Annotated in this window: 21 protein-coding genes; 10 read left to right on the top strand and 11 right to left on the bottom strand. The window is 73.3% G+C overall.

What is annotated here, in order from left to right; genetic code table 11:
• Positions 1 to 38: 38 nt before the first annotated feature.
• The 3 genes from ACBR40_RS38950 to ACBR40_RS38940 all read left to right on the top strand — a co-directional run bounded on the left by ACBR40_RS38950 (position 39) and on the right by ACBR40_RS38940 (position 3,608).
• Positions 39 to 578 (top strand): sigma-70 family RNA polymerase sigma factor, encoded by a 540-nt coding sequence (locus tag ACBR40_RS38950; RefSeq protein WP_344212678.1) that lies wholly within the window; start codon positions 39 to 41, stop codon positions 576 to 578.
• Positions 575 to 1,027: a hypothetical protein gene (locus ACBR40_RS38945; RefSeq protein WP_344212680.1), complete on the top strand. Its 453-nt coding sequence runs from the start codon at positions 575 to 577 to the stop codon at positions 1,025 to 1,027. Before ACBR40_RS38950 ends, ACBR40_RS38945 begins: the two co-directional genes overlap by 4 nt.
• A 76-nt stretch (positions 1,028 to 1,103) precedes the next feature.
• Positions 1,104 to 3,608, top strand: a complete 2,505-nt coding sequence (locus ACBR40_RS38940) for a CHAT domain-containing protein (protein ID WP_371251945.1) — start codon at positions 1,104 to 1,106, stop codon at positions 3,606 to 3,608.
• A gap of 1 nt (position 3,609) precedes the next feature.
• On the opposite strand, the gene ACBR40_RS38935 is transcribed toward ACBR40_RS38940, so the two are convergent.
• The 5 genes from ACBR40_RS38935 to ACBR40_RS38915 all read right to left on the bottom strand — a co-directional run bounded on the left by ACBR40_RS38935 (position 3,610) and on the right by ACBR40_RS38915 (position 9,827).
• Complete coding sequence (locus ACBR40_RS38935) at positions 3,610 to 4,137, bottom strand: ATP-binding protein (RefSeq protein WP_371251944.1); 528 nt, start codon at positions 4,135 to 4,137, stop codon at positions 3,610 to 3,612.
• A gap of 47 nt (positions 4,138 to 4,184) precedes the next feature.
• Positions 4,185 to 5,006: a sulfurtransferase gene (locus ACBR40_RS38930; protein ID WP_371251943.1), complete on the bottom strand. Its 822-nt coding sequence runs from the start codon at positions 5,004 to 5,006 to the stop codon at positions 4,185 to 4,187.
• Complete coding sequence (locus ACBR40_RS38925) at positions 5,003 to 6,127, bottom strand: nucleotide pyrophosphatase/phosphodiesterase family protein (protein WP_344212688.1); 1,125 nt, start codon at positions 6,125 to 6,127, stop codon at positions 5,003 to 5,005. The genes ACBR40_RS38930 and ACBR40_RS38925 overlap by 4 nt, the downstream gene beginning before the upstream one ends.
• A gap of 243 nt (positions 6,128 to 6,370) precedes the next feature.
• A complete protein-coding gene (locus ACBR40_RS38920) occupies positions 6,371 to 6,964 on the bottom strand; it encodes a DUF5998 family protein (RefSeq protein WP_344212690.1) in 594 nt (197 codons plus the stop codon).
• Positions 6,965 to 7,115: 151 nt separating this feature from the next.
• Positions 7,116 to 9,827: a GNAT family N-acetyltransferase gene (locus tag ACBR40_RS38915; protein ID WP_371251942.1), complete on the bottom strand. Its 2,712-nt coding sequence runs from the start codon at positions 9,825 to 9,827 to the stop codon at positions 7,116 to 7,118.
• 168 nt (positions 9,828 to 9,995) lie between these two features.
• Here ACBR40_RS38915 and ACBR40_RS38910 point away from each other — a divergent pair, with 168 nt between their 5' ends.
• Complete coding sequence (locus tag ACBR40_RS38910) at positions 9,996 to 10,889, top strand: carbohydrate kinase family protein (protein WP_371251941.1); 894 nt, start codon at positions 9,996 to 9,998, stop codon at positions 10,887 to 10,889.
• A 56-nt stretch (positions 10,890 to 10,945) separates the two neighbouring features.
• On the opposite strand, the gene ACBR40_RS38905 is transcribed toward ACBR40_RS38910, so the two are convergent.
• Both ACBR40_RS38905 and ACBR40_RS38900 read right to left on the bottom strand, forming a co-directional pair.
• A complete protein-coding gene (locus ACBR40_RS38905; RefSeq protein ID WP_371251940.1) occupies positions 10,946 to 13,033 on the bottom strand; it encodes a RecQ family ATP-dependent DNA helicase in 2,088 nt (695 codons plus the stop codon).
• A 62-nt stretch (positions 13,034 to 13,095) separates the two neighbouring features.
• Complete coding sequence (locus ACBR40_RS38900; RefSeq protein WP_371251939.1) at positions 13,096 to 13,917, bottom strand: TauD/TfdA dioxygenase family protein; 822 nt, start codon at positions 13,915 to 13,917, stop codon at positions 13,096 to 13,098.
• A gap of 113 nt (positions 13,918 to 14,030) precedes the next feature.
• Between ACBR40_RS38900 and ACBR40_RS38895 the strand changes: the two genes are divergently transcribed.
• The 3 genes from ACBR40_RS38895 (at position 14,031) to ACBR40_RS38885 (ending at position 20,996) form a co-directional block, all read left to right on the top strand.
• Complete coding sequence (locus ACBR40_RS38895) at positions 14,031 to 16,529, top strand: DNA topoisomerase (ATP-hydrolyzing) subunit A (RefSeq protein ID WP_371251938.1); 2,499 nt, start codon at positions 14,031 to 14,033, stop codon at positions 16,527 to 16,529.
• Positions 16,530 to 16,594: 65 nt separating this feature from the next.
• Entirely contained in the window at positions 16,595 to 17,863 is a 1,269-nt protein-coding gene (locus ACBR40_RS38890; RefSeq protein ID WP_371251937.1) for an alpha-amylase family protein, read from the top strand.
• 115 nt (positions 17,864 to 17,978) lie between these two features.
• On the top strand, positions 17,979 to 20,996 hold the full coding sequence (locus ACBR40_RS38885) for a glycoside hydrolase family 3 N-terminal domain-containing protein (protein ID WP_371251936.1): 3,018 nt from the start codon (positions 17,979 to 17,981) through the stop codon (positions 20,994 to 20,996).
• 6 nt (positions 20,997 to 21,002) lie between these two features.
• Here ACBR40_RS38885 and ACBR40_RS38880 read toward each other — a convergent pair whose 3' ends face one another.
• Positions 21,003 to 21,377: a VOC family protein gene (locus ACBR40_RS38880; protein WP_344212705.1), complete on the bottom strand. Its 375-nt coding sequence runs from the start codon at positions 21,375 to 21,377 to the stop codon at positions 21,003 to 21,005.
• A gap of 94 nt (positions 21,378 to 21,471) precedes the next feature.
• Complete coding sequence (locus ACBR40_RS38875) at positions 21,472 to 21,780, bottom strand: hypothetical protein (protein ID WP_329592352.1); 309 nt, start codon at positions 21,778 to 21,780, stop codon at positions 21,472 to 21,474.
• A 171-nt stretch (positions 21,781 to 21,951) separates the two neighbouring features.
• Here ACBR40_RS38875 and ACBR40_RS38870 point away from each other — a divergent pair, with 171 nt between their 5' ends.
• A complete protein-coding gene (locus ACBR40_RS38870; RefSeq protein WP_344212709.1) occupies positions 21,952 to 22,446 on the top strand; it encodes a carbonic anhydrase in 495 nt (164 codons plus the stop codon).
• A gap of 153 nt (positions 22,447 to 22,599) precedes the next feature.
• Here ACBR40_RS38870 and ACBR40_RS38865 read toward each other — a convergent pair whose 3' ends face one another.
• The gene (locus ACBR40_RS38865) at positions 22,600 to 24,690 is read right to left on the bottom strand and encodes a type IIA DNA topoisomerase subunit B (RefSeq protein WP_371251935.1); all 2,091 of its coding nucleotides are present in this window, start codon (positions 24,688 to 24,690) and stop codon (positions 22,600 to 22,602) included.
• A gap of 225 nt (positions 24,691 to 24,915) precedes the next feature.
• On the opposite strand from ACBR40_RS38865, the gene ACBR40_RS38860 reads away from it, so the two are divergent.
• Positions 24,916 to 25,146, top strand: a complete 231-nt coding sequence (locus ACBR40_RS38860) for a hypothetical protein (protein ID WP_329592346.1) — start codon at positions 24,916 to 24,918, stop codon at positions 25,144 to 25,146.
• A 109-nt stretch (positions 25,147 to 25,255) separates the two neighbouring features.
• On the opposite strand, the gene ACBR40_RS38855 is transcribed toward ACBR40_RS38860, so the two are convergent.
• Positions 25,256 to 25,954: a GNAT family N-acetyltransferase gene (locus ACBR40_RS38855; RefSeq protein WP_344212713.1), complete on the bottom strand. Its 699-nt coding sequence runs from the start codon at positions 25,952 to 25,954 to the stop codon at positions 25,256 to 25,258.
• Positions 25,955 to 26,018: 64 nt separating this feature from the next.
• Between ACBR40_RS38855 and ACBR40_RS38850 the strand changes: the two genes are divergently transcribed.
• Positions 26,019 to 26,756 carry a YaaA family protein gene (locus ACBR40_RS38850; RefSeq protein WP_371251934.1) on the top strand — a complete coding sequence of 246 codons (738 nt, stop codon included), beginning with the start codon at positions 26,019 to 26,021 and terminating at the stop codon, positions 26,754 to 26,756.
• Positions 26,757 to 26,812 lie beyond the last annotated feature (56 nt).

Below are 26,812 nucleotides of genomic sequence, written 5' to 3'. Positions count from 1 at the left end.
AATGATCGCCTCCCCGTCCCTGACGTGAAGGAGTCCTCGTGCACCCCCAGCGCGCCCCAGCGGAGCTGCTGCGAGCCGCCGCCGACGGCGATCGGTCGGCGTGGGACGCGCTCGAGGCCGAGTTCGGCCCGCTCATGTGGGCGGTGGCCCGCGCGAGCGGGCTCGGTGCCGCCGACGCGGCCGACGTGGTGCAGGGCGGCTGGCTGCGGCTGCTGCAGCGCCTGGAGGACATCAGGGAGCCCGAGCGGCTGGGCGCGTGGCTGGCCACGGTCGTGCGCCGCGAGGCGCTGCAGATCCTGCGCGAGGGCCGCCGTTCCGGCGTCCACGTCCTGGCGGCGGTCGAGGAGCCCGAGCCGGGCGCGGCCGTCCTCCGCGACGACGACCGGCAGTTGCTCTGGAAGGCGGTCTCCACCATGCACGAGCCCTGCCGCACGCTGCTGCAGCTGGTCGCGATCGACCTCGGGAGCCGGCAGACCGCTGCCCGGCTCGGGATGCCCATCGGCAGCGTCGGCCCCACCCGGGCCCGCTGCCTGGAAAAACTGCGCACTCTGATCTCATCTCAGGAGATGGCGCAATGATGGACGACGAGTATTTCCTGGCGGCGCTCCGGCTGGCCGCGGGGACCGACCCGCCCCCGGCCCACGTGACCACCGCCGCGCGCGAGGTCTACGGCCTGCGCGTCGCGGGCTCGCTCACCGCCGCCCCGGTCGCCGAGGCCATGCTCGCCGGCGCGGGGGCGCGGGGCGAGGACGGCTCGCACCTGGTGCGGTTCGTCGCCGACGGGCTGACGTTCGACCTGGAGGTGACGGTCGGCGACGGGCTCATCGACGTGGCCGGGCAGGTGCTCCCCTATCCCGGGGAGGACACGCTGGTCGACGTACGCACCCCGCATCTGACGTTGTCCCGGCGGATCAGCCGCAACGGCTGTTTCGCGGCCACCGGGCTGCCTCCGGGCTGGCTCAGCGTGGTCTGCCATCGGCCGGGGCACGCGCCCGTACAGACCCGCTGGGTGCGCATCCGACCGTGATCCGCCCGGCCACCTGGACCCGCGGCCCCGACGGGAGGGGCATGTCCTCAGCCGACCGTTCCCCTCGGGGCCGGCCATGAGCGACGCCCCCCGTCTGCTCGTCGAGGCGGCCGAGGCGGCCATGCTGCGTTCGCTGGTCGATCCCGAGCACGCCCTGCGCGCCGCCGGCACGGTGCTCGCCGCCGCCCGCCGGTCCGGCGCCTGCGAGGCCGAGGCCGTGGCACTGCGGGCCATGGCGCTGGCCGACCGCGAGCTGGGCGACCTCGACAGCGCCGAGCGCCACCTGCGGGCCGCGATCGCCGTGCCGGGCGCGCCGCGCGAGCGGGTGGCGCAGGCGCGGCTGTCGCTGGTCACCGTACGCACCGAGCTCGGCCACCCCCTCCAGGCCCTCCGCGTGGCCGCCCTGGCCTGGGCCTACCTGCGCCCGCTCGACCGGGCCAAGCTCGACACCCAGCGCGCGGTCGCGCTCGCCCACCTGGGCCGCCACCAGGAGGCCATCGCCTCCTGCGACCGGGCGCTGCGCGCCCTCGTGCACGCCCCCGGCACCGTGGACGACCGCAGGTTCCTCGCCGGCGGGCTGCTCAACCGGGGCCTGGTCCGCTGCTGGCGGGGCGAGTGGGAGGCCGCCATGCGCGACCTCACCGCGTGCCTGGAGATCTCCCAGCACGCGGGCCTGCGCCACCTCGCCCGGCTCTCGGCCGCCAACCTGCCCTTCCTCTCCGTACGCAGGGGCGACATCGCCGGCGCCTTCCACTACTACCGGGAGGCCGAGGACACGCTGTTCGGCTATCCGGAGCGGCTCGCGACCATGCGGGCCGACTTCGCCGGCGCCCTGCTGGCCGCTCACCTGCCCGGCGAGGCCAGGGCGATGCTCGAGCTGGCCGTGCCCGACCTGGAGGCGTGCGGGGCGCGGGTGACGCTCGCCGAGGCGCGGCTGAAGCTGGCCCAGGTCGAGCTGCTCACCGGCGACCCGCACCGGGCGCTGCAGGTCGGCGAGCAGGCGGCGGAGGAGCTGGCCGGGCAGGAACGCACCTCGTGGCTGCCGCTGGCCAGAGAGGTCGTGCTGCGCTCGCGCCTCGCCCTCGGGCCCGTCACGCCCGACCTGGTGTCCGGCCTGATCGCCTGCGCCGACGAGCTGGAGGACGGCCTCGCCCAGCTCCCGGGAGCGGCGGCGCTGCGGCTCACGGCGGCCGAGGCGGCGCTCGCGGTCGACGACCATCCGGCGGCCTCGGCGCAGCTCGCCCGGCTGACCCGGCACGCGGCCGTGGACGAGCGGCCCGACGAGCCGTACTCCGGCGGGCGGCTGGCCGGCGAGTGGCAGGTGCCCGCGCCGGTGCGGCAGCACGCGCTGGCGCTGGAGGCGGCGCTGCGCGAGGACGTGCCGGGCGCCTTCCGCGCGGTACGCGAAGGGCTGACCGAGATCGGCGAGGGCGTGGAGTGCTTCGACGACCCGTCGCTGCGGGCCCACGCGGCGCGGGCCGGGGAGCGGCTGGCGGCGTTCGGGCTCTCGCTGGCGGTGCGGGAGGGCCGGCCGGACGACGTGTTCGAGTGGGCCGAGCGGTGGCGGGCCGTCACGGCGCCCGCGCACGGCTCACCGGCGACCGATCCCGAGCGGGTGCGCGCGGAGCTGGGCCCGGGCGCCCTGGTGGAGTTCGTGATCGACGGGGAGTCGCTGCTCGCGGTGCTGGTCGGCGGGGAGCGGGTGCTGCTGCGCTGGCTGGGCGGGGTGCGGGCGGTCGAGGAGGCCGTCGTACGGCTGCGCTACGCGCTGCGGCGGCACGGCGAGCGGCGCGACTGGTCCGCGTCCGCGGGCCCGGACGGCGGGAACGATCTGGAGGTCGCGGCGCAGGAGGTGGACCGGCTGCTGTTCGGGCCGCTCGACGCCGAGCTGGGCGGCGGGCCGCTGGTGGTGGTGCCGGTCGGAGCCCTGCACACGCTGCCCTGGAGCGCGCTGCCCAGCCTGCGCGAACGTCCGGTCGGCGTGGCGGCCAGCGCCGCAGGCTGGCTGCGGGCACGGGCGCGGCACGACCGGCGCGGCGCCGGCGTGCCCCGGGTCGCCGCGGCGGCCGGGCCCGGCCTGACGCACGCGCACGCCGAGGTGGCGCACGTCCTGGCCTGCCATCGCGTCGCCGCCGAGATCCCCGCGCGCGGCGGCCGCGTCCTCGACGCCCTCGGCGAGGTGGACGTGCTGCACCTGGCCGCGCACGGCGTCTTCCACGCCCGCAGCCCCCTGATGTCCGGCATCACCCTGGACGACGGGCTGCTGATGGCCTACGACCTGCTGACGCTGGACCGGGCGCCGGAGCTGGTGGTGCTGTCGGCGTGCAACTCCGGCATGTCGCGCGCGCCGGTCGAGGGGGCGCCGCTCGGGCTGCCGGGGACGTTCCTGGCGCAGGGGACGTCGTGCGTGATCGCCGGGATGGTGCCGGTGCAGGACGAGGCGGCGCGGGCGGTGATGAGCGCCTTCCACGAGCTCGTCGCGGTCGGGCAGCCGCCGGACGCGGCCCTCGCCGCCGCCGCGGCCAAGACCGGCGTGTACGAGTTCACCTGCTTCGGCGCGGGCGACCGGCCGCTCTACTGACTCAGCCCTCGACGGCCTCCGCGATCCGCAGGGCGACCTGGGCGGGCGTGAGGTGCGTGGTGTCGACGACCTCGGCCTCGGCGTGCAGCCACGTACGGGCCGCTTCGGCGTAGGGCTCTAGGTGGTGGAGACGGAACGGGGAGGGGACGGGGCCGAGGAGCTTGTCCCCCTCGATGCGCCCGCGGAGGGTGTCCTGGTCGGCGTGGAGGACGAAGTGGCGTACCGGGATGTCATGGCGGGCGAGGCCCGTGCTGATCTCGCGCCAGTACTCCTCGACCAGGACGGTCATGGGCATCACCAGCGTGCCGCCGGTGTAGTCGAGCACGCGGCGGGCGGTCTCGACCACGAGCGGCCGCCACGGCGGCCAGTGCTGAAAGTTGCCCGTCGCGGGCAGCCCCGGCGTGATGTCCATGAGCGCCTCGCCGACCTTCTCGGCGTTGAACACCCGTGAGTCCGGGATCAGCCGCTGCACGAGTGCACTGGTCGTCGTCTTGCCCGCGCCGTGGGTGCCGTTGATCCAGATGATCACGAGGTCCGATGCCAGCGCCGCGCGGCTAACGCCCGCGGTTCCCGGCGCTAGCCGCCGGTCGCGACCGGGCGGGCGGGGTCGGTCACCCAGTGGGACCAGGAGCCGACGTAGAGGGCGGCGGGCAGCCCGGCCAGCTCCAACGCCAGCACCTCGTGCGCCGCCGTCACGCCGGAGCCGCAGTAGGCGCCGGTCGGCACGTCCTCCCCCGCCCCGAGCGCGGCGAAACGGGCCCGGAGCGCCGTGGGGTCGAGGAACCTGCCGTCGGGGCCGACGTTCTCGGTGGTGGGGGCGCTCACCGCGCCAGGGATGTGCCCGGCCACCGGATCGATCGGCTCGGCCTCGCCCCGGAACCGCTCCCCCGCCCTCGCGTCGAGCAGCACGCCTTCCGTGGCGATCGCGCCGGCCTCGTCAGCGGTCAGGACCGGCATGCCGCCCGGCCGGGCGGTGAAGTCGCCCTCGGCGACGCCGGGGGCTTCCTTGGTGAGCGGCAGGCCCGCGGCCGTCCAGGCGGGCAGGCCGCCGTCGAGCACGCGTACGTCCTGGTGGCCGAAGTAGCGCAGCGCCCACCAGGCGCGGGCGGCGGAGGTGGAGCCGGCGTCGTCGTAGACGACGACCGGCCGCCCGTGCCGCACCCCGAGCCGGCGCATCGCGGCCTGAAACGCCTCCGCATCGGGCAGCGGGTGGCGGCCGCCACCGCCGGGGGGCGCGGCGAGGTCGTGGTCGAGGTCGCAGAAGACCGCGCCCGGCAGGTGGCCCTCGCGGTAGAGCTCGACGCCAGGCGGGCCGCCGAGCCGCCAGCGGACGTCCAGCAACGTCACGTCGGGGCCGAGCGCGGCGAGGTCGGCGGCGGTGATCAGCGGGCCCGTCACGGGCGTACCTCCAGGAGCGGGACGTTCTGCTCGGCGGCGGTCATCGAGCCGTGGTAGCCGGTGAACAGCGCCTCGACGGGGTGGCGGGAAGGGGCGACGATGGCCAGGCCGTCGTGCGGGACCGCCACGACGTCGCCGATGCGCCCCAGCCACTCCTCGCGTACGCGGGGCCCGAACCAGCCGGAGTCCACCGCCTCCTGGCGCGAGACCACCCACGCCTTGCCGTGGAAGGTCTCGGCCCACGCCTCCAGCACGTGGCGGGCGGCGCCCGGCTCGGCGTAGACGTGCCTGGCCCGCGCCTCGCCGCCGAGCAGCGCGACGCCCTCCATCAGCTCGGGGACCTGCTCGGCGTCGACCTTCTCGGTGGCGTTGACCATGCCGTGGTCGGCGGTGACGTAGAGGGCGGAGCCGGGCGGCAGGCCCTCGGCCAGCCGGGCGGCCATGTCGTCCACGACGGCGAGCTGACGCAGCCATTCGTCACTGCCCCAGCCCACCATGTGGCCGGCGGCGTCGAGGTCGCCGTAGTAGACGGTGACGTGGGCGTGGGGCTCGCGCAGGGCCTCGTGCACGCGGGCGATGCGCTCGTCCACGGTGTCGGCCGCGAGGTAGCGGACGCCGCGGTAGACGGCCCTGGTCAGGCCGGTGCCCTCGAACTCGGCGGGGGCCACGTAGCTCGGCCGGACGCCGGCCTCGGCGGCCCGCTGGTAGACGGTCTTGGCGGGCTGCCACTGCTCGGGGTCCATGCTCAGGCCGCCGGGAAGGCTCCAGCGCAGGCAGTTGAACAGGTGACCGGTGCCGGGGACGGCGAGGGTCAGGCCCAGCATGCCGTGCTCGCCGGGGGTCATGCCGGTGCCGAGCGAGCACAGGCTCGTGACGGTGGTGGCGGGGAACCCGGCCGTGAGCGTGCGGGCGGTCAGGGAGGACAGGAACGGGGCGGCCTCGGGGTGAGCGCGCAGCAGGTCGGCGCCCAGGCCGTCGACGAGGAACAGGCAGACGCTGTCGGCGGGCGCCAGAGTCAGGCCGGCGTTCTCATGACGGGCGGGCTCGGGCACTCCCAAGGCGGCCAGCAGAGCGCCGGGCAGGTCGGCCAGCGACCCCCCGCCGTAGCCTGGCAGCAGCATGTCCACATCCTAGCCGTACGGGGGGAGACGGCCGGAGCACACGCCACGGGCAGGCCGGGACCACGTGCGGCGGCTTTCCGCGGCGCACGGCATAGCAGGCCACCGAGCGCGGCGGTGTGTCGCGACGGGCAGCGGAGCGCCCCTGGCCGCTTTCACGACGCGCGGCGGAGCCGGCCCTCGGCCGCGACCGGCCGGCGTGTCGCGACGGACGGCGGAGCGGGCCTCGGTCGCCGGGTGGGTGGGTCAGGCGCCGGCGGCGCGGGCGGTGGCCTCGGACAGGGCCTTGGCGAAGGCCAGGACGTGCGTGACCGCCTCCGGCCCGTCGGCCGCCTCGCTGACCCGGAGGGACAGGTCGTCGGCGGTGATGGCGCCGGTGTAGCCGTGGTCGGCCTCGCAGTTCTCGTCGCCGCAGGTGGCGGGTTCGAGATCGACGTGGGAGATGGCCCCCCAGCCGATGGTGAGCGTGACCTCGGTGGGCGGGACGCCCGGGACGTAGGAGGCGGGGTCGGGGACCACGCGGGTGACGGCGACCGACTGGACGCGGCTCAGCCGGACGGCCTCCGTGGTGGTGGAGGCGTGCGAGGTCGAGACGCCCTCGACCGCCGGGTGCTCGTCGGTGTGGCAGACCAGCAGCCGCGTGCCCGTCAGCACCAGGACCGTGACGTGCCTGCGCACCTCCATCGCAGGATCGAACGTGGCCTCGTGGTGCACCACGAACGCGGTCACTGCCTCCTTGCCCAGCGCGGATTCGACCGCATCGGTGACGAGGTCGGGATAGTAGCCGCTGCGCTCGATCGCTTCACGCAGGCCCGCGGCTGAGACTCGGGTTTCCCTCATGGCTCCATCCTGCCAGGGGTCGGCCGTGCACTCACCCGCCGGATATAACGCTCTATAACGTCTTTCGGACAGGCAGCAAGGGGCACACCGGCCACCTGTTTCGCGGCAAGCCGAAGACGCCCGCGTCCATAGCGGCCCTGGACGGCCCTGGTCACGACAACCTGCGCGGGCCCCCGTCGAGCCGTGGCCCCGCCGGCGTGCGCAGGGTCGCGCGGGCGCCGAGGATCATCACGCTCGACTCGCCGACGAGCACCTGGTCGAGGTCCAGACGGGCCACCTCGGGCAGGTCGTTGGCCAGGCGGCCGACCCGTACGAGCAGCTCCTCCAGGGCGTCGACGGCGACGGGCGGGTAGCCGTACTGGCCGAAGAGCAGCGGGGCGGCGCGTACCGACCGGACCAGGGCGGCGGCGTCCTCCGCCGTGAGCGGCGCCAGGCGGTAGCCCTGGTCCTGCAGGAGCCGCGCGGTCACCTCCCCCAGCCCGAACGACACCACCGGCCCGAACGCCGGGTCCTCGACCACCCCCACCACCGTGGGGACCGCGGGCTGCGGCGCCATCCGCTGGACGGCCAGCACCTTCTCGCCGAGCTGGTCGGCGAACTCGGCGTAGGCGTGGCGGACCATCTCGGGGCCGGTCAGGCCGAGGCGTACGGTGCCGGCCCGGCGCGAGGCCCCGGGGTCGGCCACCTTGAGCACCACCGGCCAGCCGAGGCGTTCGGCGGCGGCCACGGCCTCCTCGGGCGAGCGGACCATCTCGGCGGGCCACACGGTCAGGCCGTAGCAGGAGAGCAACTCGGCCGCGTCGATCTCGACCGGCGGCCCGGGCTCGGCGAACGCCGCCGAACGCACCCCGCGCCGCGTCCCGGCGGTCTCCGCAGCAGGCCCGGGCGTGGGCTCGGGGACGGACAGGAGGTCGTGGACCAGGGCGCGGGCGCGGGCCGGGTCGAGGTCGTCGAGGGCGGGCGGCGGGGTGGCGGGCTGGGCGCGCCAGGCCGCGTACCTGGCCGCCTGGGCGAGGGCGCGGACCGCCTCCTCCGGAGCCGCGTACGAGGGAATGGACCCCCGCGCCGGCGCCGGCCGCTCCCGCGAGGCCCCAGGCTCGGTCACCTGGAGCGCGGGATGCATCCCCAGATGCCCCTCGAACGTCGTCAGTACCGGCTTCCCCGAGCCCTGGGACACCCGCAGCAGCTCGGCCGCCACGGCCTCGGCGTCGCCCGGCAGCGGCGGCATGTAGATCACGACGGCGGCGTCCACGCCGGCGGAGGCGAGCTCCCCCTCCAGCGCCGCGCCGAACTCGGCGGCTCCCGCCGCGGGCCCCAGGTTGACCGGGGGACGCGGTTCGAGGCCGGCCGCGAGGCAGGCGTCGGCGGCGAGCAGGCCGAGCGCGTCGGAGTTGGTGACCAGCGCGACCTTGGGCCCGGCGGGCAGCGGCTGGTAGGCCAGGAGCTGCCCCACGTCGAAGAGCTGGATGAGGTCGTCCACCCGGATCAGGCCCGCCTGGGCGAACAGCGAGCTGATCGCCGAGTCGGGCAGCCCCAGCTCCTCGGCCGAGTGCCCCGAGGGAGTGCCGCCGCTCTTGACCACCACGACCGGCTTGCGCCGGCTGATGCGCCGGGCCAGGCGGGTGAACTTGCGCGGGTTGCCCAGCGACTCCAGGTAGAGCAGGATCACCTCGGTCGCGTCGTCCTCCTCCCAGTACTGCAGGAGGTCGTTGCCGGACACGTCGGCCCGGTTGCCGGCCGAGACGAACGACGAGATGCCCATGCCGCGCTGCGCCACCCGCTGCAGCAGCGCGGTGCCGAGAGCGCCCGACTGGCTGAAGAAGCCGACCTTCCCCCGGCCGGGGACCGTGGCGGCGAGCGTGGCGTTGAGCCGTACGGAACGGTCGGTGTTGGCGATGCCGAGGCAGTTGGGGCCGACCACGCGCAGCCCGTACGAGCGGGCGGTGCGCGCCAGCTCGTCCTGCCGCTCGCGGCCCTCCGCGCCCGTCTCGCCGAACCCCGACGACACCACGACCAGCCCGTGCACGCCCTTCTGGGCGCACTCCTCGACCACGTCGAGCACGCTCTCGGCGGGCACGGCCACCACGGCGAGGTCGACGTCGCCGTCGATCGCGGTGACGCTCGGATAGGCGCGTACGCCCGCCACCGCCCGCACCTCGCGGTGCACCGGGTAGACGGGGCCGGTGAAGTCGGCGGCCAGCAGGTTGCGCAGCACGGTCTGGCCGACGCCGCCCGGCTCGCGGGAGGCGCCGATGACCGCCACCGAGCCGGGCGTGAGCAGCCGGGCGATGGAACGGGACTCGGCGCGGTGCTCGCGGGAGGTGGTCACCTCGGCGGAGGTCTCGGTGGGGGTCAGGTCGAGCGTCATGCGGACGACGCCGTCGGCGAACCGGCTCTGCGCGGTGTAGCCCGCCTGGCGCAGCACGCCCATCATGCGCATGTTGGCGGGCAGCACGTCGGCGACGAAGGTCTCGATGCCCTGCTCGCGGGCGGTCGCGGCCAGGTGCTCGAGGAGCACGGACGCGACGCCGCGGCCCTGGTGGGCGTCCTCGACGAGGAAGGCCACCTCGGCCTCGCCTGGACCGGTCTTGTCGTAGCGGATGACCGCCACCATCTCGGTGCCGATCGTGGCGATCAGCGCGACGCGGTCGACGTAGTCGACGTTGGTGAAGCGCTCCACGTCGCGGTCCGACAGGCGCGGCCGCGGTCCGAAGAACCGGAAGTAGATCGACTCGTCGGACAGGCGTGAGTAGAAGGAGCGAAGGCGGTCCGCGTCGGCGGGCCTGATGGGGCGTACGTGAGCGGTGCCGCCGTCCGCCAGGACGACGTCGGCCTCCCAGTGGGCCGGATACTGTGCCTCCACAGCAACGAGCGTAGACCCGCATCCCAAATGCCAAGACCAGAGGCCGTTTTGGGCAACGCTTGTGCATCGACTCCCACCTCGTGTCGCCGGTCAGCCCCACGGTCGGCCCGGAAGCTGTTAGTTTTGCCGTGGCCAGGGTCGTTCTGAAGGCAGCAAGGTGGTGGCATCATGACGCGGGTCGTCGTGGTGGGCGATCTCATGACCGACGCGGTGGCGCGCGCCCGTTATGCGCTCGCCCGAGCGAGCGACACCCCGGCGGTCGTCACCATGCACGGCGGCGGGTCCGGGGCCAACATCTCCTCCTGGCTGGCCGTCGAGGGCGCCGAGGTCGCCTTCATCGGCCGCAGGGGCGCCGACATCACCGGTCGCAACCGCGACATGGAGCTGATGGGCTACGGCGTCGACGCGCGCCTGGTCATGGATCCGGAGCGGCCCACCGGCACCTGCGTGGTGCTGGTGACGCACAAGGGCGAGCGCACCATGCTCTCCGACCCCGGCGCCAACGCCGCGCTGTCCCCCGAGGACCTGCCGCGCGACCTGTTCGCCTCGGGCGCCCACCTGCACCTGTCCGGCTACACGCTGATGAACGAGGGCTCGCGCGAGGCGGGCTTCGCCGCGCTCGACATGGCCAGGCGCTCCGGGATGTCGATCTCCGTCGACTGCGCCTCGTCGGCGCCGCTGGAGCGCACCGGGGCCGAGCCGTTCCTGGAGTGGACCAACGGCGCCAAGCTGCTGTTCGCCAACATCGACCAGGCCAAGGTGCTGACCGGCCGCGACGACGCCGAGGCGGCGGCCAAGGTGCTGACCGCGTGGTTCCCGCAGGTCGTGATCAAGATGAACAAGGAGGGCGCGCTGTGGTACAGCAACGGCCGCCCCGACCCCGTACGCGCCGCCGCCGAGCCGGTCGAGAAGATCGTGGACGGCACGGGCGCGGGTGACGCGTTCTGCGCCGGGTTCCTGCCGCCGTGGCTGGAGGGCAAGCCGCCGGCCGAGTCACTGGCCTCGGGCTGCCGCCTGGCCGCTAAGGCCATCATGCACCTGGGCGCCCGCCCGCCCTTCTAACCCGAGCCGTACGGGCCCACCCGCCCTTCCGGCCCCCACCCGGGGGCCGGTGGGCGTCAACTGACCGTGGCGAGGGCCAGCGGCAGCACCGCGGGGGCCCCCGCGTGCCGGACCAGGGCCGTGGCGAGCGTCATCGTCCAGCCGGTGTCGACCCGGTCGTCCACGAGCAGCACCGGGCCGCCGCACTCCGCGACGCGCCCCGCGAGGTCCTTGGGCATGGCGAGCGTGGCCCGGATCGCCTGCACCCGCTTGGCGCTGTTGAACTGCTGCCCCGGCGAGCCCGCCCGGTAGCCCAGCTCGCCCAGGTAGGTCAGCCGGCCGATCTGCGCCAGGCGTTCGGCGAAGGAGCGTACGAGCTGCGGCCGCGACGCCGACGGCAGATTGACCACGGCCACCGGCCGATCGCGCCAGTCCCAGGCGGCCAGCACCTGGATCACGGCCCGCAGCAGGTCGTCCGGCACCGGGCCGTCGCCGCCGTGGAACAGCTCGCGCAGCCGGTTGCCCCACCCGATGTCGGTGAGCCGGCCGAGCGCGCGGCCGGGCTCGGCGCCCAGCTCGGGCTTGATCCGGCCGGACAGGTCGGACAGGCCGGTCGGCCACTGCCGGCGGGCCTCCAGCTCGACGCCGGGGCGGCTCAGCCGTTCGCGGGCCTGCTCGACGGCCTGGGGGGCGATGTCGGGCGAGCGGTGCCTGCCGGTGCAGTTGTCGCACCGGCCGCAGGGGTGGGCCGCGTCGTCGTCGAGGTGCCGGCGGAGGTAGTGCTCACGGCACTCGGTGGTGGTGAGGTAGCCGAGCATGGCCTCCTGCTCGGCGCGGCGCTCGGCGGCGATGCGGGTGTAGCGCTCGGTGTCGTACGACCACTCCTCGCCGGTCGCCTCCCAGCCGCCCTTGACCCGGCGGACGGCGCCGTCGACGTCGAGCACCTTGAGCATCATCTCCAGCCGGCTCCTGCTGAGGTCGACGGCGGTCTCCAGGGCCGGGGTGGACATGACGCCGCGCTCCTCCAGCGCCGCCAGGGTGGCGCGGACGACGGGCTCGGGCGGGAAGGCCAGCGAGGCGAAGTAGGCCCAGATGTCGCGGTCCTCGGCGCCGGGGAGCAGGATGACCTCGGCCCGCTCGACGCCGCGCCCGGCCCTGCCGACCTGCTGGTAGTAGGCGACCGGCGACTGCGGAGCGCCCACGTGCACGACGAAGCCCAGGTCGGGCTTGTCGAACCCCATGCCGAGCGCGCTCGTCGCCACCAGCGCCTTGATCTTGTTGGCGAGCAGCGCCTCCTCGGCGGCGAGCCGCTCGGCCGGATCGGTCTGGCCCGAGTAGGCGGCCACCTCGTGGCCCTGCTCGCGCAGGTAGCCGGCCACCTCGTGGGCGGCGGCCACCGTCAGGGTGTAGACGATGCCGGAGCCCGGCAGCTCGTGCAGCGTCTGGGCGAGCCAGGCCAGGCGCTGCTCGGCGGTGGGCAGGCGGACCACGGACAGGTGCAGGCTCTCGCGCTCCAGCGGGCCGCGCAGCACCAGCGTGTCCTCGCCCATCTGCTCGGCGACGTCGCGGGTGACGCGGGCGTTGGCCGTGGCGGTGGTCGCGAGGACGGGGATGCCGGGCGGCAGCTCCTCGAACAGCCGGGCCAGCCTGCGGTAGTCGGGCCGGAAGTCGTGCCCCCAGTCGGAGATGCAGTGGGCCTCGTCCACCACGACCAGCCCGGCGCTCTCGGCCAGCTCGGGCAGCACGTTGTCGCGGAAGTCGGGGTTGTTGAGCCGCTCGGGGCTGACCAGCAGCACGTCGACCAGGCCGTCGGCGACCTGGGAGTAGATCTCCTCCCAGTCCTCCGGGTTGGCGGAGTTGATGGTGACGGCCCTGATGCCGGCGCGCTCGGCGGCGGCGATCTGGTTGCGCATGAGCGCGAGCAGCGGCGAGACGATGACCGTCGGCCCCTCGCCCAGCTCGCGCAGCAGCGCGGTGGCCACGAAGTAGACGGCCGACTTGCCCCAGCCGGTGCGCTGCACCACGAGCACCCGCCGCCGGTCGACGACCAGCGCCTCGATGGCGGCCCACTGGTCGTCACGGAGCACGGCGTGCTCGCCGGCGAGCGCCCGCAGGCGCTCTTCGGCCTCTTCGCGCAACACCTCGGCGTCGGGGGCATCAATCATGCCCTCCTTGTTACCAGCTCCCTCCGACGTTTCGCGCCTCCACGCCGGAACGTGACCGCCGGCTACCGGTCGGCGTGCTCCGGGAAGGCGTTGATGGTGACGCGGTGCATGCGGCGGCGTTCGGTGTAGTCGGCGACCGCGTAGTGCTGGGTGGGACGGTTGTCCCAGAAGGCGAGCGTGCCGGGACGCCACTGCAGGCGGCACTGGAACTCGGGCGAGCGGATGTGGTCGATCAGCATCGGCAGCAGCGCCTCGTTCTCGCGGTCGGTGAGCCCGACCAGGCGGGTCGTGGACGCGCGGTTGACGAACAGCGCCTTCCTGCCGGTCTCGGCGTGCACCCGCACCACCGGCCGCTCGATGGGCGGCCACTTGGCCTGGATCTCGGCCAGGTCGAACGGGTGCCCCTTGGAGATGGCCTTCCTCATCGACATCGTGATGTCGTGCACGGCGGTCAGCTCGTCGCACAGGCGCTGGAGCGGCTTGGAGAGCGAGTCGTAGGCGAGGTAGGTGTTGGCCCAGCAGGTGTCGCCGCCCACGCTGGGGAGCTGGACACAGCGCAACAGGGAGCCCATCGGCGGGGTGGGCTCGAAGGTGTTGTCGCTGTGCCACTCGTCGCCGCCCTCGCCCTTGGGCGAGGTCTGGTCGAGCACGTGGATGGGGCTGCCGGCGTCCTTCTTGAACGCGGGGTGGTTGAGCGTGCCGAAGTTCAGGGCGAACTGCAGGTGCTGCTCGTCGTCGATGTGCTGGTCGCGGAAGAACAGCACGAGGTGCTTGAGCCAGCCCTCGCGCAGGGTCGCGACCTCTTCCTGCGACAGCGGCTTGCGCAGATCGACCCCGGTCACCTCGGCGCCGATGTGCTTGGTCACGGGACGGAACTCGATCATGACGTCTCCGGAGTCAGGGGAACCGGTGCCCCGAACGTACGACCCAAGCGCTTGCTTGGTCAAGGGCGCTCGATCCGCGAGCCGGTCGCGGGCACCCGAATACCTTCGGCACAATGTTCGACATGGCCCGACGCACGACAGCACCCCCGCCAGAGGACTTCGAGGAGCGCATCGTCGACATCGACGTCTCCTCCGAGATGCGCACGAGCTTTCTGGAGTACGCCTACTCGGTGATCTACCAGCGGGCGTTGCCCGACGCGCGTGACGGCCTCAAACCCGTGCAGCGGCGCATCCTCTACTCGATGGCCGAGATGGGCCTGCGCCCCGACCGCGGCCACGTCAAGTCCTCGCGCGTGGTCGGCGACGTCATGGGCAAGCTGCACCCCCACGGCGACTCGGCGATCTACGACGCCCTCGTCCGCCTGGCGCAGCCCTTCTCCATGCGCCTGCCGCTCGTGGACGGCCACGGCAACTTCGGCTCCCCCGACGACCTGCCGGCCGCCATGCGTTACACCGAGGCCAGGCTGGCCCCGGCGGCGATGCTCATGGTCGAGTCCATCGACGAGGACACCGTCGACTTCAAGCCCAACTACGACGGCCAGGAGACCGAGCCGGTCGTCATGCCGTCGGCCTTCCCCAACCTCCTGGTCAACGGCACCAGCGGCATCGCGGTCGGCATGGCCACCAACATGGCGCCGCACAACCTCGTCGAGATCGTCGCCGCGGCCCGCCACCTGATCAAGAAGCCGGACGCCACGCTCGACGACCTGATGGAGTTCGTGCCCGGCCCCGACCTGCCGACCGGCGGCACGATCATCGGCCTGCAGGGCGTGCGCGACGCCTACGAGAGCGGGCGCGGCACGTTCCGCATGCGGGCCAGGTGCTCGATCGAGCAGATCACGCCGCGGCGCAAGGGCATCATCGTCACCGAGCTGCCCTACAACGTGGGCCCCGAGCGCGTCGTCACCAAGATCAAGGAGCTGGTGACCAGCAAGAAGCTCCAGGGCATCGCCGACCTCAAGGACCTCACCGACCGGCACAAGGGCCTGCGCCTGGTCATCGAGATCAAGAACGGCTTCATCCCCGAGGCCGTCCTGGAGGAGCTCTACCGGCTGACGCCGATGGAGGAGTCGTTCGGCATCAACAACGTGGCGCTCGTCGACGGCGAGCCGCGCACGCTGGGCCTGCGCGAGCTGCTGCAGGTCTACGTCGACCACCGCGTCGAGGTCGTACGCCGCCGCTCGGAGTTCCGGCGCCGCAAGCGCGAGGAGCGCCTGCACCTGGTCGACGGCCTCATCGTCGCGCTGCTCAACATCGACGAGGTCATCCAGGTCATCCGCTCCTCCGACGACTCCGCGCAGGCACGCACCCGCCTCATGGAGGTCTTCGACCTCACCGAGATCCAGGCCGCCTACATCCTCGACACGCCGCTGCGCCGCCTGACCCGCTACGACAAGCTGGAGCTCGACGCCGAGAAGGAGACGCTGACCGGCGAGATCGCCAAGCTGACCGAGATCCTGTCCTCGGAGACCAAGCTGCGCCAGGTCGTCTCCGGCGAGCTGGCCGACGTCGCCAAGAAATACGGCACGCCGCGCCGCACCGTCCTGCTGGACGCCGCGGGCGTCAGCCGCACCGCGGTGGTCGAGCTGCAGGTCGCCGACGACCCGTGCCTCGCGCTGCTGTCGTCCACCGGCCTGCTGGCCCGCACGGCCGACGCCACGCCGCTGCCCGGCGAGGGCGAGCGGTCCGCGCACGACGTGCTGGTCTCGGCGGTGCGCACCTCCGTACGCGGGGAGGTCGGCGTGGTCACCTCGCTCGGCCGGCTGATCCGGGTGCAGGTCGTGGACCTGCCGACGCTGCCGCCCACGGGCGCGCCGCCGTCGCTGTCCGGCGGCCACCCGGTCTCCGAATACGTCTCCCTGCAGCCCGACGAGCGGGTCGTCGGGCTCGGCTCGCTCGACCCCGACGGGCCCGGCCTGGCCCTCGGCACGCAGCAGGGCGTGGTCAAACGGGTGGTGCCCGACTACCCGGCCAACCGCGACGACTTCGAGGTGATCACCCTCAAGGACGGCGACACCGTGGTGGGCGCGGTCGAGCTGGAGTCGGAGTCGCACGACCTCGTGTTCATCTCCTCCGACGCGCAGCTGCTGCGCTACCCGGCCTCCCTCGTACGCCCGCAGGGCCGCCCGGCCGGCGGCATGGCGGGCATCCGGCTGGACGGCGGGGCCCGGGTGATCTGGTTCGGGGCGGTCGATCCCGAACGGCCCGCCGTGGTGGTCACCGTGGCCGGCTCGTCCACGGCGCTGCCGGGCACGCAGGTCGGCGGCGGCAAGATGTCCGACTACGCGGAGTTCCCCGCCAAGGGCCGGGCCACCGGCGGCGTACGCGCGCAGCGTTTCCTCAAGGGCGAGGACGAGCTGCTGCTGGCCTGGGCCGGGCCCTCGCCAGCCAAGGCGGTCTCGTCCGTGGGCAAGCCGGTGCCGCTGCCGGATGAGCTGGGGCGGCGCGACGGCTCCGGCGTCCGCCTCACCCACACCATCGGCGCCGTCGGCGGCGCCCTCGCCTCCGGTCCCGCGCTCCCGCCGTCCGACGCGAGGGCGGAGGACGAGTAGCCCCGCCGCTCCCCGGCCCGCCTCGACGTCTCGCGGGCCGGGGGCGCGGAGTTAGGCTCACTGGGGTGACGTCGTGGAAAGAGCATGCGATCTGGTGGCACGTCTACCCTCTCGGCTTCACCGCCGCCGAGGCCGTGGCCCTGCCACCCGGCGCCCCCACGCGCCACCGCCTGCGCGCCCTGGAGGGCTGGCTGGACTACGCCGTGGAGCTCGGCTGCTCGGGCCTGCAGCTCGGCCCGATCTTCGCCGCCGAGACCCACGGCTATGACACGGTCGACCACTTCCGCCTCGACCCGCGCCTCGGCGACGAGGCCGACTTCGACCGCCTGGTGGCCGCCGCGGACGCCCGCGGCCTGCGGGTCGTCCTCGACGGCGTGTTCAACCACGTGGGGCGCGGCCATCCGCTGTTCGGCGACCCGGCGCACGCCCACTGGTTCGTCCCCGAGGGGGAGGGGCACCGCACGTTCGAGGGTCACCACGGCCTGGTGACGCTCAACCACGAGCATCCGGACGTGCTCGACCACGTCGTCGGCGTCCTCGACCACTGGCTGGCGCGCGGCGCGTCCGGCTGGCGGCTGGACGCCGCGTACGCGATGCCGGCCGCGTTCTGGCGGCGGGCGCTCGCGCGGGTCCGTCCGCGCCACCCCGAGGCGTGGTTCGGCGGCGAGGTGATCCACGGCGACTACGCCGCCTACGTGGCCGAGAGCGGCCTCGACTCGGTCACCCAGTACGAGCTGTGGAAGGCCCTCTGGAGCTCGCTCAACGACGGCAACTTCTTCGAGCTGGCCTGGGCGCTGAAGCGGCACGACGAGCTGCTGGACACGTTCACGCCGCTGACGTTCGCCGGCAACCACGACGTGACCAGGCTCGCCAGCCGCCTCGACGACGAGCGGCACCTCGGCCACGCGCTGGCCGTGCTGTTCACGGTGGCCGGGCTGCCGAGCGTCTACTACGGCGACGAGCAGGGCTTTCGCGGGGTGAAGGAGGACCGGCCCGGCGGCGACGACGCGGTCCGGCCCGCCTTCCCCGGGCGGCCGGAGGAGCTGGACCCGGCGGGGTGGCCGGTCTACCGGCTGCACCAGCGGCTGATCGGGCTGCGCCGCCGCCATCCGTGGCTGGCGCGGGCCCGTACGAGCCTGCCCCATCTCACCAACACCGCCGTCGCGCTGGAGGCGGCGGGCCCCGGCCGCGTCCTGACCCTGCTCAACGTGGGCGACGAGCCCTACCGCTTCCCGCTGGACGAGACGGGACTCGCCGTCGCGGAGGCGTCCGCGCCGGGCGGCGATCCGTGTCTCGTCCCCGCGCACGGGTGGAAGATCCTCACTCTGTCCTGACTCGGACTGTTATGAAACCCGGGCGGTCACCGATCACACAGGGAGAGCGCTCTCTGAATCGGGAGGTATCCCCGTGTTCCGCAGCAGACCCCCCTTATGGGTGACAGCCCTGGCCTTGCTGGTCCCGCTTCTCGCCGCGCCGTCCGCACCCGCCCGGGCCGCCGCCGACCTGCCGGTCCTCGCCGACTTCGAGTCCGACGCCGTCCCCGCCGGCGTGTCCGCCTGGGGCAACGACGCCGCCTCCACCCCCACGCTCACGATCGAGCCGGGCTCGGCCCGCCCCGGCGCCCCGGCCGGGAACCGGGTGCTGAGGAGCGGCTACGCCATCAGCCAGTGGGGCGGCTGGTCCCAGGACCTGACGGCCGGCCAGGACTGGTCCCCGTACGAGGGCTTCTCCTTCTGGGTGAACGGCGAGGGCTCCGGCCGCCGCATCTTCTTCGAGATCAAGGACGGCGGCTCCGGCCCCGGCGCGGCCGAGCTGTTCGAGTCCTCCTTCACCGACGACGCGGCCGGCTGGCGGCAGGTCAAGGTGCCGTTCGCGGACTTCACCCGCCGCGCCGACTACCAGCCGGGCGGCGCGCCCGCGGACGGCGAGCTGGACCTGATCGCCATGTGGGGCTACGGGATGCGCCTGCCCACCGCCTCCGGCTCCCTGGAGTGGGACCAGGTCGAGCTGTACGGCACCGCTCCCCCGCGTCCCGCCCGCCTCAGCACCGACCGGCCGGTCTACCCGGTCGGCGAGCGGTCCGAGGCCAAGGTGAGCGTCACGGTCACCACCGCCACCGGCGCGCCGCTGGCGGACGCGCTCACCGTCGCCTACCGGACCGGCTCCGGCACCGCCACCCCAGGCGCGGACTACACCCCCGCCGAGGGCACCCTGACCTTCCCGGCCGGCACGGCGTCCGGGTCGTCCCGTTCGTTCACCGTCAAGATCCTCAAGGACGGCGCGAACGAGGTGGCCGAGACCATCCCGGTCGAGCTGTCCGGCACGGGCGTCCGGCCGCCCGCCGAGGCCCCGGTCATCGTGATCGACGCGCACGGCCTGCCGTACCTGGACGCGCGCAGGCCCGTACGTGAGCGCGTCGCCGACCTGCTCGCCCGGATGACGCCGGAGGAGAAGATCGGCCAGATGACGCAGGCCGAGCGCATGGCGCTGGCCAGGCAGAGCGACATCGCCGCCTATCACCTCGGCTCGCTGCTGTCGGGCGGCGGCTCCACGCCCACGCCCAACACGCCGCGCGCGTGGGCCGACATGGTGGACGCCTTCCAGCTCCAGACCCGGCGCACCCGGCTGCAGGTGCCGCTCGTCTACGGCGTGGACGCCGTGCACGGCCACAACAACGTGGTCGGCGCCACGATCTTCCCGCACAACGTCGGCCTGGGCGCCGCCCGCGACCCCGGCCTGGTCGAGAAGGCGGGCGAGGTCACCGCCCGCGAGGTCAGGGCCACCGGCGTCCCGTGGAACTTCGCGCCGTGCCTGTGCGTGTCGCGCGACGACCGCTGGGGCCGCGCGTACGAGTCGTTCAGCGAGGACCCCGCCCTGGTCAGCCGGATGGCCACGGTCATCGACGGCCTCCAGGACAACGGCGTGCTGGCCACCGCCAAGCACTACGCCGGCGACGGCGGCACCGTGTACGGCTCCTCCACGACCGGCGACTACACCATCGACCAGGGCGTCACCAGGGTCAGCAGGAAGGAGCTGGAGGAGATCCACCTGGCGCCGTTCGCCGAGGCGGTCCGGCGCGGGGTCGCCACCGTCATGCCGTCGTTCTCCAGCGTGGACCTCGGCGCCGGGCCGGTGAAGATGCACGCGCACCGGGAACTGCTCACCGACACGCTCAAGGGCCGGCTCGGCTTCAAGGGCTTCGTGATCACCGACTGGCAGGCCATCGACCAGATCCCCGGCGACTACGCGAGCGACGTGCGCACCTCGATCAACGCCGGCATCGACATGGTCATGGTGCCGTACGCCTACCCGGACTTCACCGCCACCCTCAAGGCCGAGGTCGAGGCCGGACGGGTGCCGATGTCGCGGGTGGACGACGCCGTCGCCCGCATCCTGACCCAGAAGTTCCGCCTGGGCCTGTTCGAGCGCCCCTACGCCGACCGCACCCACCTCGGCGACGTCGGCTCCGCGGCGCACCGCGCGGTGGCGCGCACGGCCGCCGCGAAGTCCCAGGTCCTGCTGAAGAACGACGGTCGTCTGCTGCCGCTGAGCCGCGCGTCCAAGGTGTACGTGGCCGGCTCGAACGCCGACGACATCGGCAACCAGAGCGGCGGCTGGACGATCAGCTGGCAGGGCTCGTCCGGGCCGATCACGCCCGGCACGACGATCCTGCAGGCGATCCGGGGCCGCGCCGCCTCCGTGACCTATTCGCCCGACGCCTCGGCCGGGCTGGCCGGGCACGACGTGGGCGTGGTGGTCGTGGGCGAGACCCCGTACGCGGAGGGCTTCGGCGACGTCGGCCGCCAGGGCCGCACGCTGGAGCTGTCGGCCGCCGACCGGGCCGCGGTGGACCGGGTGTGCGGGGCCATGAAGTGCGTCGTGCTCGTCGTCTCCGGCCGTCCGATGCTGCTGGGCGACCTGTCGGGCATGGAGGCCGTGGTGGCCGCCTGGCTGCCGGGCACCGAGGGTGACGGCGTGGCCGATCCGCTGTTCGGGGCCGTGCCGTACACCGGGCGGCTGCCGTTCACCTGGTTCCGTACGGCGGCGCAGATCCCGATCAACGTGGGCGACGCCGCCTACGACCCGCTCTTCCCGTACGGGTGGGGCCTGCGCACCGACCCGGCCCGCGACCGGCTCAAGGCGGCGCGCGACCGGCTCGCCACGGGCGACGGCCCGGCCAGGGCCGCCGCGGCGGCGCTGACGCCGGCTCTCGCCGGCCGGAACTGGAACGCGGACGGCACGGCCCGCGACGCCCGCGCGGTCCTCGCCGCCGTGGGCACGGCCGCCACGCTGCTCGAACGCTCCCGCACCGCCGCCTTCGCCCAGTCCGACGCCGTCGTCTCGGTGGCCAGGGACCTGGCGCAGAGCGGGGGCCGGCGGCCCGACCTGCAGGCGTCCGCGGACCACGAGCTGGCCGCGGGCCACCTGAGAAAGGCGGTGGACCTGCTGGCGCAGGCCGCCCGCTAGCGGGGGTCAGCTCAGGCAGAGACAGAACGGGTGCCCGGCCGGATCGAGGAAGACCCGGAAGTCGTCGTCCTCCTCGTCCGGCTGGTGCTCGTGCTTGACCGCGCCGATCTCCAGCACCCGCTTCTCGGCCTCGTCGAGGTCGCTCACCAGGAGGTCCAGGTGGATCTGCTGCGGCCGTTCGGGGTCGGGCCAGGTGCTGGGCCGCAGGTCGGGGGCGAGCTGGAAGGCGAGGCGCTTGGGCGCGCCGCCGTCGCTGATCACCACCCAGTCGTCCTCGGCGGACGTGATCGGCCAGCCCAGCAGCTGGGAGTAGAACTCGGCCAGGCCCTTGGGGTCGGGCGTGTCGAGCACGACGGTACGGAACTGCGCGATGCCGCTCATCAGTCACCTCTCAGGGCGTCGAAGGGGTCCCGCCGGGGGGACGGGAACCGTTACCCGATCGGTGATCCGGCACACCTCGCCGGCCGGATCCCGCTCAGACGGCGATCACGGCCGGCAGGGACAGCAGCAGCTCCCGCGGCTCGCCGCCCTCCCAGCGCCGGATCAGCCGGGTGCCGGCCTCCCCCGGATCGAACTCCTCGCCTCCCAGCGGGCCGAAACAGCCCGCCTCCTCCAGCAGGAGCAGCAGCGGGTCGTCCTCGGGCAGGCCGGCCGCGTAGGCGGCGGTGTCGAGGAGGGCCAGCGCGCACCGGGCGTTGCGGCCGCCGTCGTTGGCCTCGACCCGGTCGAGGCTCCGCCGGGCCTGGGCACGGAGATACGCGGCGAGCGATTCTGACCTACTCACGACAGACCTTCTTCGATCACGTCCATTGGGCTGAGCACGTGGGTCACGCACTTTGGGCTACGACATCATCACGCATGGTGACAAGTTTTCGTGGGAGGTTTGCGAAGTCGGGCGCGTGTCGTCCGCCCCCCGGTGACGACCACCCTTCTGACATGGGGGATCATCGGTGCCATGAGTGCGTTCGACGACCTGTTTGCCGCCAACGCTGAGTTCGCCAAGGAGTTCGGAAGCTCCGATCTCACCGGCCGCGCCGCCCGTGGGCTGGGCGTGGTGACCTGTATGGACTCCCGGATCGACCCCCTCGGGCTGCTCGGGCTCAAACCGGGCGATGCCAAGATCCTCCGCAACGCCGGCGCCCGCGTCACCGACGACGTGCTGCGCACCCTCGTGGTGGGCGTCTACGTGCTCGGCGTCGAGCGCGTGCTGGTCATGCCCCACACCGACTGCGGGATGACCAAGGTCACCGACGAGGACATCCACGACCTCACCGCCGAGCGCGGCGTCGACACCCGCAGCCTCGACTTCCACACGGTGCCCGACCAGTGGGCGGCGCTGCGGCATGACCTGACCCGCATCAGGACGAGCCCGTTCCTGCCGACCGGAATGCCGGTGACCGGGGCCATCTACGACGTCCGCACCGGCCGGCTCTCCCCCGTCGACTACTGAACGACCTCGGACGGGCGCGCCGGAGATCGCCCGCCAGGGCCGTCAGGGCGTCGTGAGCGCGCGAACAGCCCCTCCCCCACACCTGGGGAGGGGCACAGCTTTCCGGACGACCTGAAGGGCCTTTCAGACGTCGAACGCGTCGCGTCCTGAATGTCAGGCGTCGATCGCGTCGCGGTCGACCTCGGCCGCGCTGGTGACGAGAAACTCGCGCCGCGGCGCGACGTCGCTGCCCATCAGGAGGTTGAAGATGCGCTCGGCCGCCTCGGCGTCCTCGATGCGCACCCGGCGCAGGATCCGGTGGCGCGGGTCCATCGTGGTCTCGGCGAGCTGGTCGGCGTCCATCTCACCGAGGCCCTTGTAGCGCTGCACCGGGTCCTTCCAGCGCTTGCCGCGCCGCTCCAGGTCGCGCAGCACCTTCTGCAGCTCCGCGTCGGAGTAGCAGTAGATGTATTTGTCCTTGCCGCGCCCCGGGTTGGTGAGCTCGATGCGGTGCAGCGGCGGCACCGCGGCGAAGACCCGCCCGGCCTCCACCATCGGCCGCATGTAGCGGTAGAAGAGGGTGAGCAGCAGGCAGCGGATGTGGGCGCCGTCGACGTCGGCGTCGGCCATGAGGATGACCTTGCCGTAGCGGGCGGCCTCGATGTCGAACGAGCGGCCCGAGCCCGCCCCGACGACCTGGATGATGGCGGCGCACTCGGCGTTCTTGAGCATGTCGCTCACCGACGCCTTCTGCACGTTGAGGATCTTGCCGCGGATCGGCAGCAGCGCCTGGAACTCCGAGTCACGGGCCAGCTTGGCGGTGCCGAGCGCGGAGTCTCCCTCGACGATGAACAGCTCGCTGCGGTCGACGCCCTCGCTGCGGCAGTCGACCAGCTTGGCCGGCAGCGCCGAGCTCTCCAGCGCGCTCTTGCGGCGCTGGTTGTCGCGGTGCTCGCGGGCCGCGATGCGCGCCTTGGCGGCGGCGACGATCTTCTCAAGCACGGCCCGCAGCGGCTGCTTGTAGCCGCGCGGCGGGTTGGCGAACAGCTCCTTGAGCTCGCGCGAGACCACGTAGGAGACGATGCGGGTGGCCGCCGAGGTGCCGAGCACCTCCTTGGTCTGGCCCTCGAACTGCGGCTCGGGCACCCGGACCGTGACGACGCCGGTCAGGCCCTCCTGGATGTCGTCCTTGGTGACGGGGTCGTCGCCGTTCTTCAGCAGCCGGGTCTCGCGCAGCACCTCGTTGATCGTGCGCAGCAGGCCGCGCTCGAAGCCGGTGAGGTGGGTGCCGCCCTTGGGGGTGGCGATCACGTTGACGAACGAGCGCACGGTGGACTCGTAGCCCTTGCCCCAGCGGATCGCCACGTCGACGCTCAGCTCGCGCTGGACCTCGGTGGGCGTCATGTGGCCCTGGTCGTCGAGGACCGGCACGGTCTCGTGGAAGTGGCCGACGCCCTGCAGCCGCAGCACGTCGCAGACCGGCTCGTCGCGGGCCAGGAACTCGGCGAACTCGGAGATGCCGCCCTCGAAGCGGAACTCCTCCTCGATGCGCTCCTCGTGCCTGCTGTCGTAGACCACCAGGGTGAGGCCGGGCACCAGGAACGCGGTCTGCCGCAGCCGCACGTGGATCTCGTCGAGCGAGACCTCGGCGTCGGGCAGGAAGATCTGCTTGTCGGCCCAGAAGCGCACCCGGGTGCCGGTGGCGCCCGCGGGGAGCTTGTCGCCGAGGCGCAGGCCGGACTTCTTCCTGAACTTCGCCGTGGGCCCGTCGCCGTCGAAGACGCCGGTGACGCCGCGCCGGAAGCTGATCTCGTGGACCCGCCCGTCGCGGTCGACCTCGACGTCGAGCCGCGCCGACAGGGCGTTGACCACCGAGGCGCCGACGCCGTGCAGGCCGCCCGAGGCGCCGTAGGAGCCGCCGCCGAACTTGCCGCCCGCGTGCAGCTTGGTGTAGACGAGCTCGACGCCGGCCAGGCCGGTCTTGGGCTCGACGTCCACGGGAATGCCGCGGCCGTTGTCGCGGACCTCGATCGAGCCGTCGGCGTAGAGCTCGACCTCGATGCGGTCGCAGTAGCCCGCCAGCGCCTCGTCGACGCCGTTGTCCACGATCTCCCAGAGGCAGTGCATCAGCCCGCGGCTGTCGGTGGACCCGATGTACATGCCCGGGCGCTTGCGGACCGCTTCGAGGCCCTCAAGCACCGACAGGTGACGAGCTGTGTAACCCGCCTCCACTAGCGTCACTCCAGCTCCCCTGGTGTTGAGCATCCGAACACGTGTGCGCAGCTTACCGTTCTTCCCTTGCGCACGCGTACAAGCTTGCCACGGCGGCATGTTTCTCGTTACCAACCGGCTGATCCTCATTACTTTCGGACACATTCCGCTCTCGGCGTACAGCGGGGGAGGTTGGGAAGGCCCACGTCCGGTTAGATGTTGTTCCAAGTGACTGACGCCAGATCCTCGCTTCGGCGGGGGTGACCCGAAAGGCGATACGTGACTGGAGCACTCGCCCCCGTTAAGCCGCTGACGGCCCTCGACCGCTGCGACCGTTGCGGCGCCCAGGCCTACATTCGCGCAACCCTGCCAGTAGGCGGGGAGCTGCTGTTCTGCGCCCACCACGGGCGTCAGCACATCGCGGCGCTGCGTGAGAAGGGCGCCGACATCCTGGACGAGTCGGCTCGACTCAGCAAGACCCCGACGAACGCCCCCGACGGCGAGCGCTGATCCACAGTGCCTGTCGTTTCGACATAACCGCATATATCCAACAGAACGGCCACCTCGGGTCTGCCCGGGGTGGCCGTTCTGCTTGCTGTGATCCTTGTCACATCCGGGTTCAGCGCACCCGGTAGTGGTAGCGCGCGGCCACCTCGAAGCCCTCGCTGCGGTACAACGCCTGGGCGGCCTCGTTGGGCGCGGTGGTGACCAGGTAGGCGGAGCCGGTCCCCGCGTGGTGCGCGAGCGCCCGCAGGATCGTGCGCGCCAGGCCGCGCCGGCGCGCCTCCGGGCGGGTCGCCATGCAGTAGACGCCGAGCGTGTCCCCCTGGGGGACGGCCCGGCCCACGGCCAGGGTCTCGCCGTTCTCCTCGTAGGCGGCGTACCAGGCGGGGACGCCGGCGCAGACGCGGGCGGCGTGGGCGAGGCCGCTCTCGTACCGGCCGTCCACGGCCCACCAGGTGTCGAGCCAGTCGGCCCACGGCTGGTCCTCGATCCTGACGCGCTCCCCGCGCCACGGCGCGAGCGACCCGGCGGTCATCACGAGAGTGGGATCGACCAGCTCGTACCCCCGGCGCTCCAGCTCCTCGTCCAGGCCGGGCATGGCGCCGGGCCCCATCGAGAAGGCCGGACGCAGGTCGCGGTCGCCGTAAAACGCCTCGGCGGCCGCGATCGCGGCGACCAGGTCGGCCGGACGGCCGAGCGGCAGCACCGAGTTGGCCCGCTTGGTCACGCCGCCCGCGTACCGCAGCACCCACCCGTCGTGCTCGTGTTGCTCGTACGCCGGCCACGCTTCATGGACAAGTCGGTCGAAATCCACCAGCGCAGCGTAGCCGACGGGTCACGACCAGGGCCGGACCAGGTCGCCCATAAGCTAGTGACCTGTGTTGACACTGCTGCCCCCGTCCGAGGGCAAGGCCCCGGAGGGAAGCGGCCCGCCCGTCGGCGAGCTGTCCTTCCCCGCCCTCGACCGGGCCCGCCGGCGGGTGCTGAACGCGCTCGTCCGCGCTTCCAAGCGCCGCGACGCCCTCGACGTGCTCGGGCTGACGCCCGGCCTGGCCGGCGAGCTGGACAAGAACACCGCGCTGAAGACCGCCCCCACGCTGCCCGCCGCCGAGCTCTACACCGGCGTCCTGTACGACAACCTGGGGCTCGGCACCCTGGAGGGCGAGGCGCGCCGGCGGGCCGAGGAGTCGGTGCTGATCTTCTCGGGGCTGTGGGGCGTGGTGCGGATCGACGACCGGATCCCGCCCTACCGGCTGTCGATGGGCGTGAGCCTGCCGCCGCTCGGCGGGCTGTCGGCCTTCTGGCGGCCCCTGCTCGCCAAGGCGCTCGACCCGGTGCCGGGGCTGGTGGTGGACATGCGCTCGGCGACGTACGCGGGCGTGTGGCAGCCGGGCGAGCGGTCGGTGGCGGTGCGCGTCTTCCGCGCCGGCAAGGTCGTCAGCCACATGGCCAAGGCCACCCGCGGCGAGATCGCCCGCGACCTGTTCCTGCACGACACCGTCCCCTCGTCGCCCGAGGAACTGGCCAAGATCCTCACCGAGCTCGGCCGCGCGGTCGAGCTCACTCCCCCGCCCCGGCCAGGCCGCGCCTGGACGCTGGACGTCCATCTGTCCTGACGCCGACGCGCGGAAGGGCCTGGCCACGCCCGAGAACCAACGGACGCATTTGATCA

This window comes from Nonomuraea sp. AD125B (assembly GCF_041402765.1).
GTDB classification, from domain to species: domain Bacteria; phylum Actinomycetota; class Actinomycetes; order Streptosporangiales; family Streptosporangiaceae; genus Nonomuraea; species Nonomuraea bangladeshensis.
Note: the sequence above shows the minus strand (reverse complement) of the source record. Positions and strands in the feature narration are given on the sequence as shown.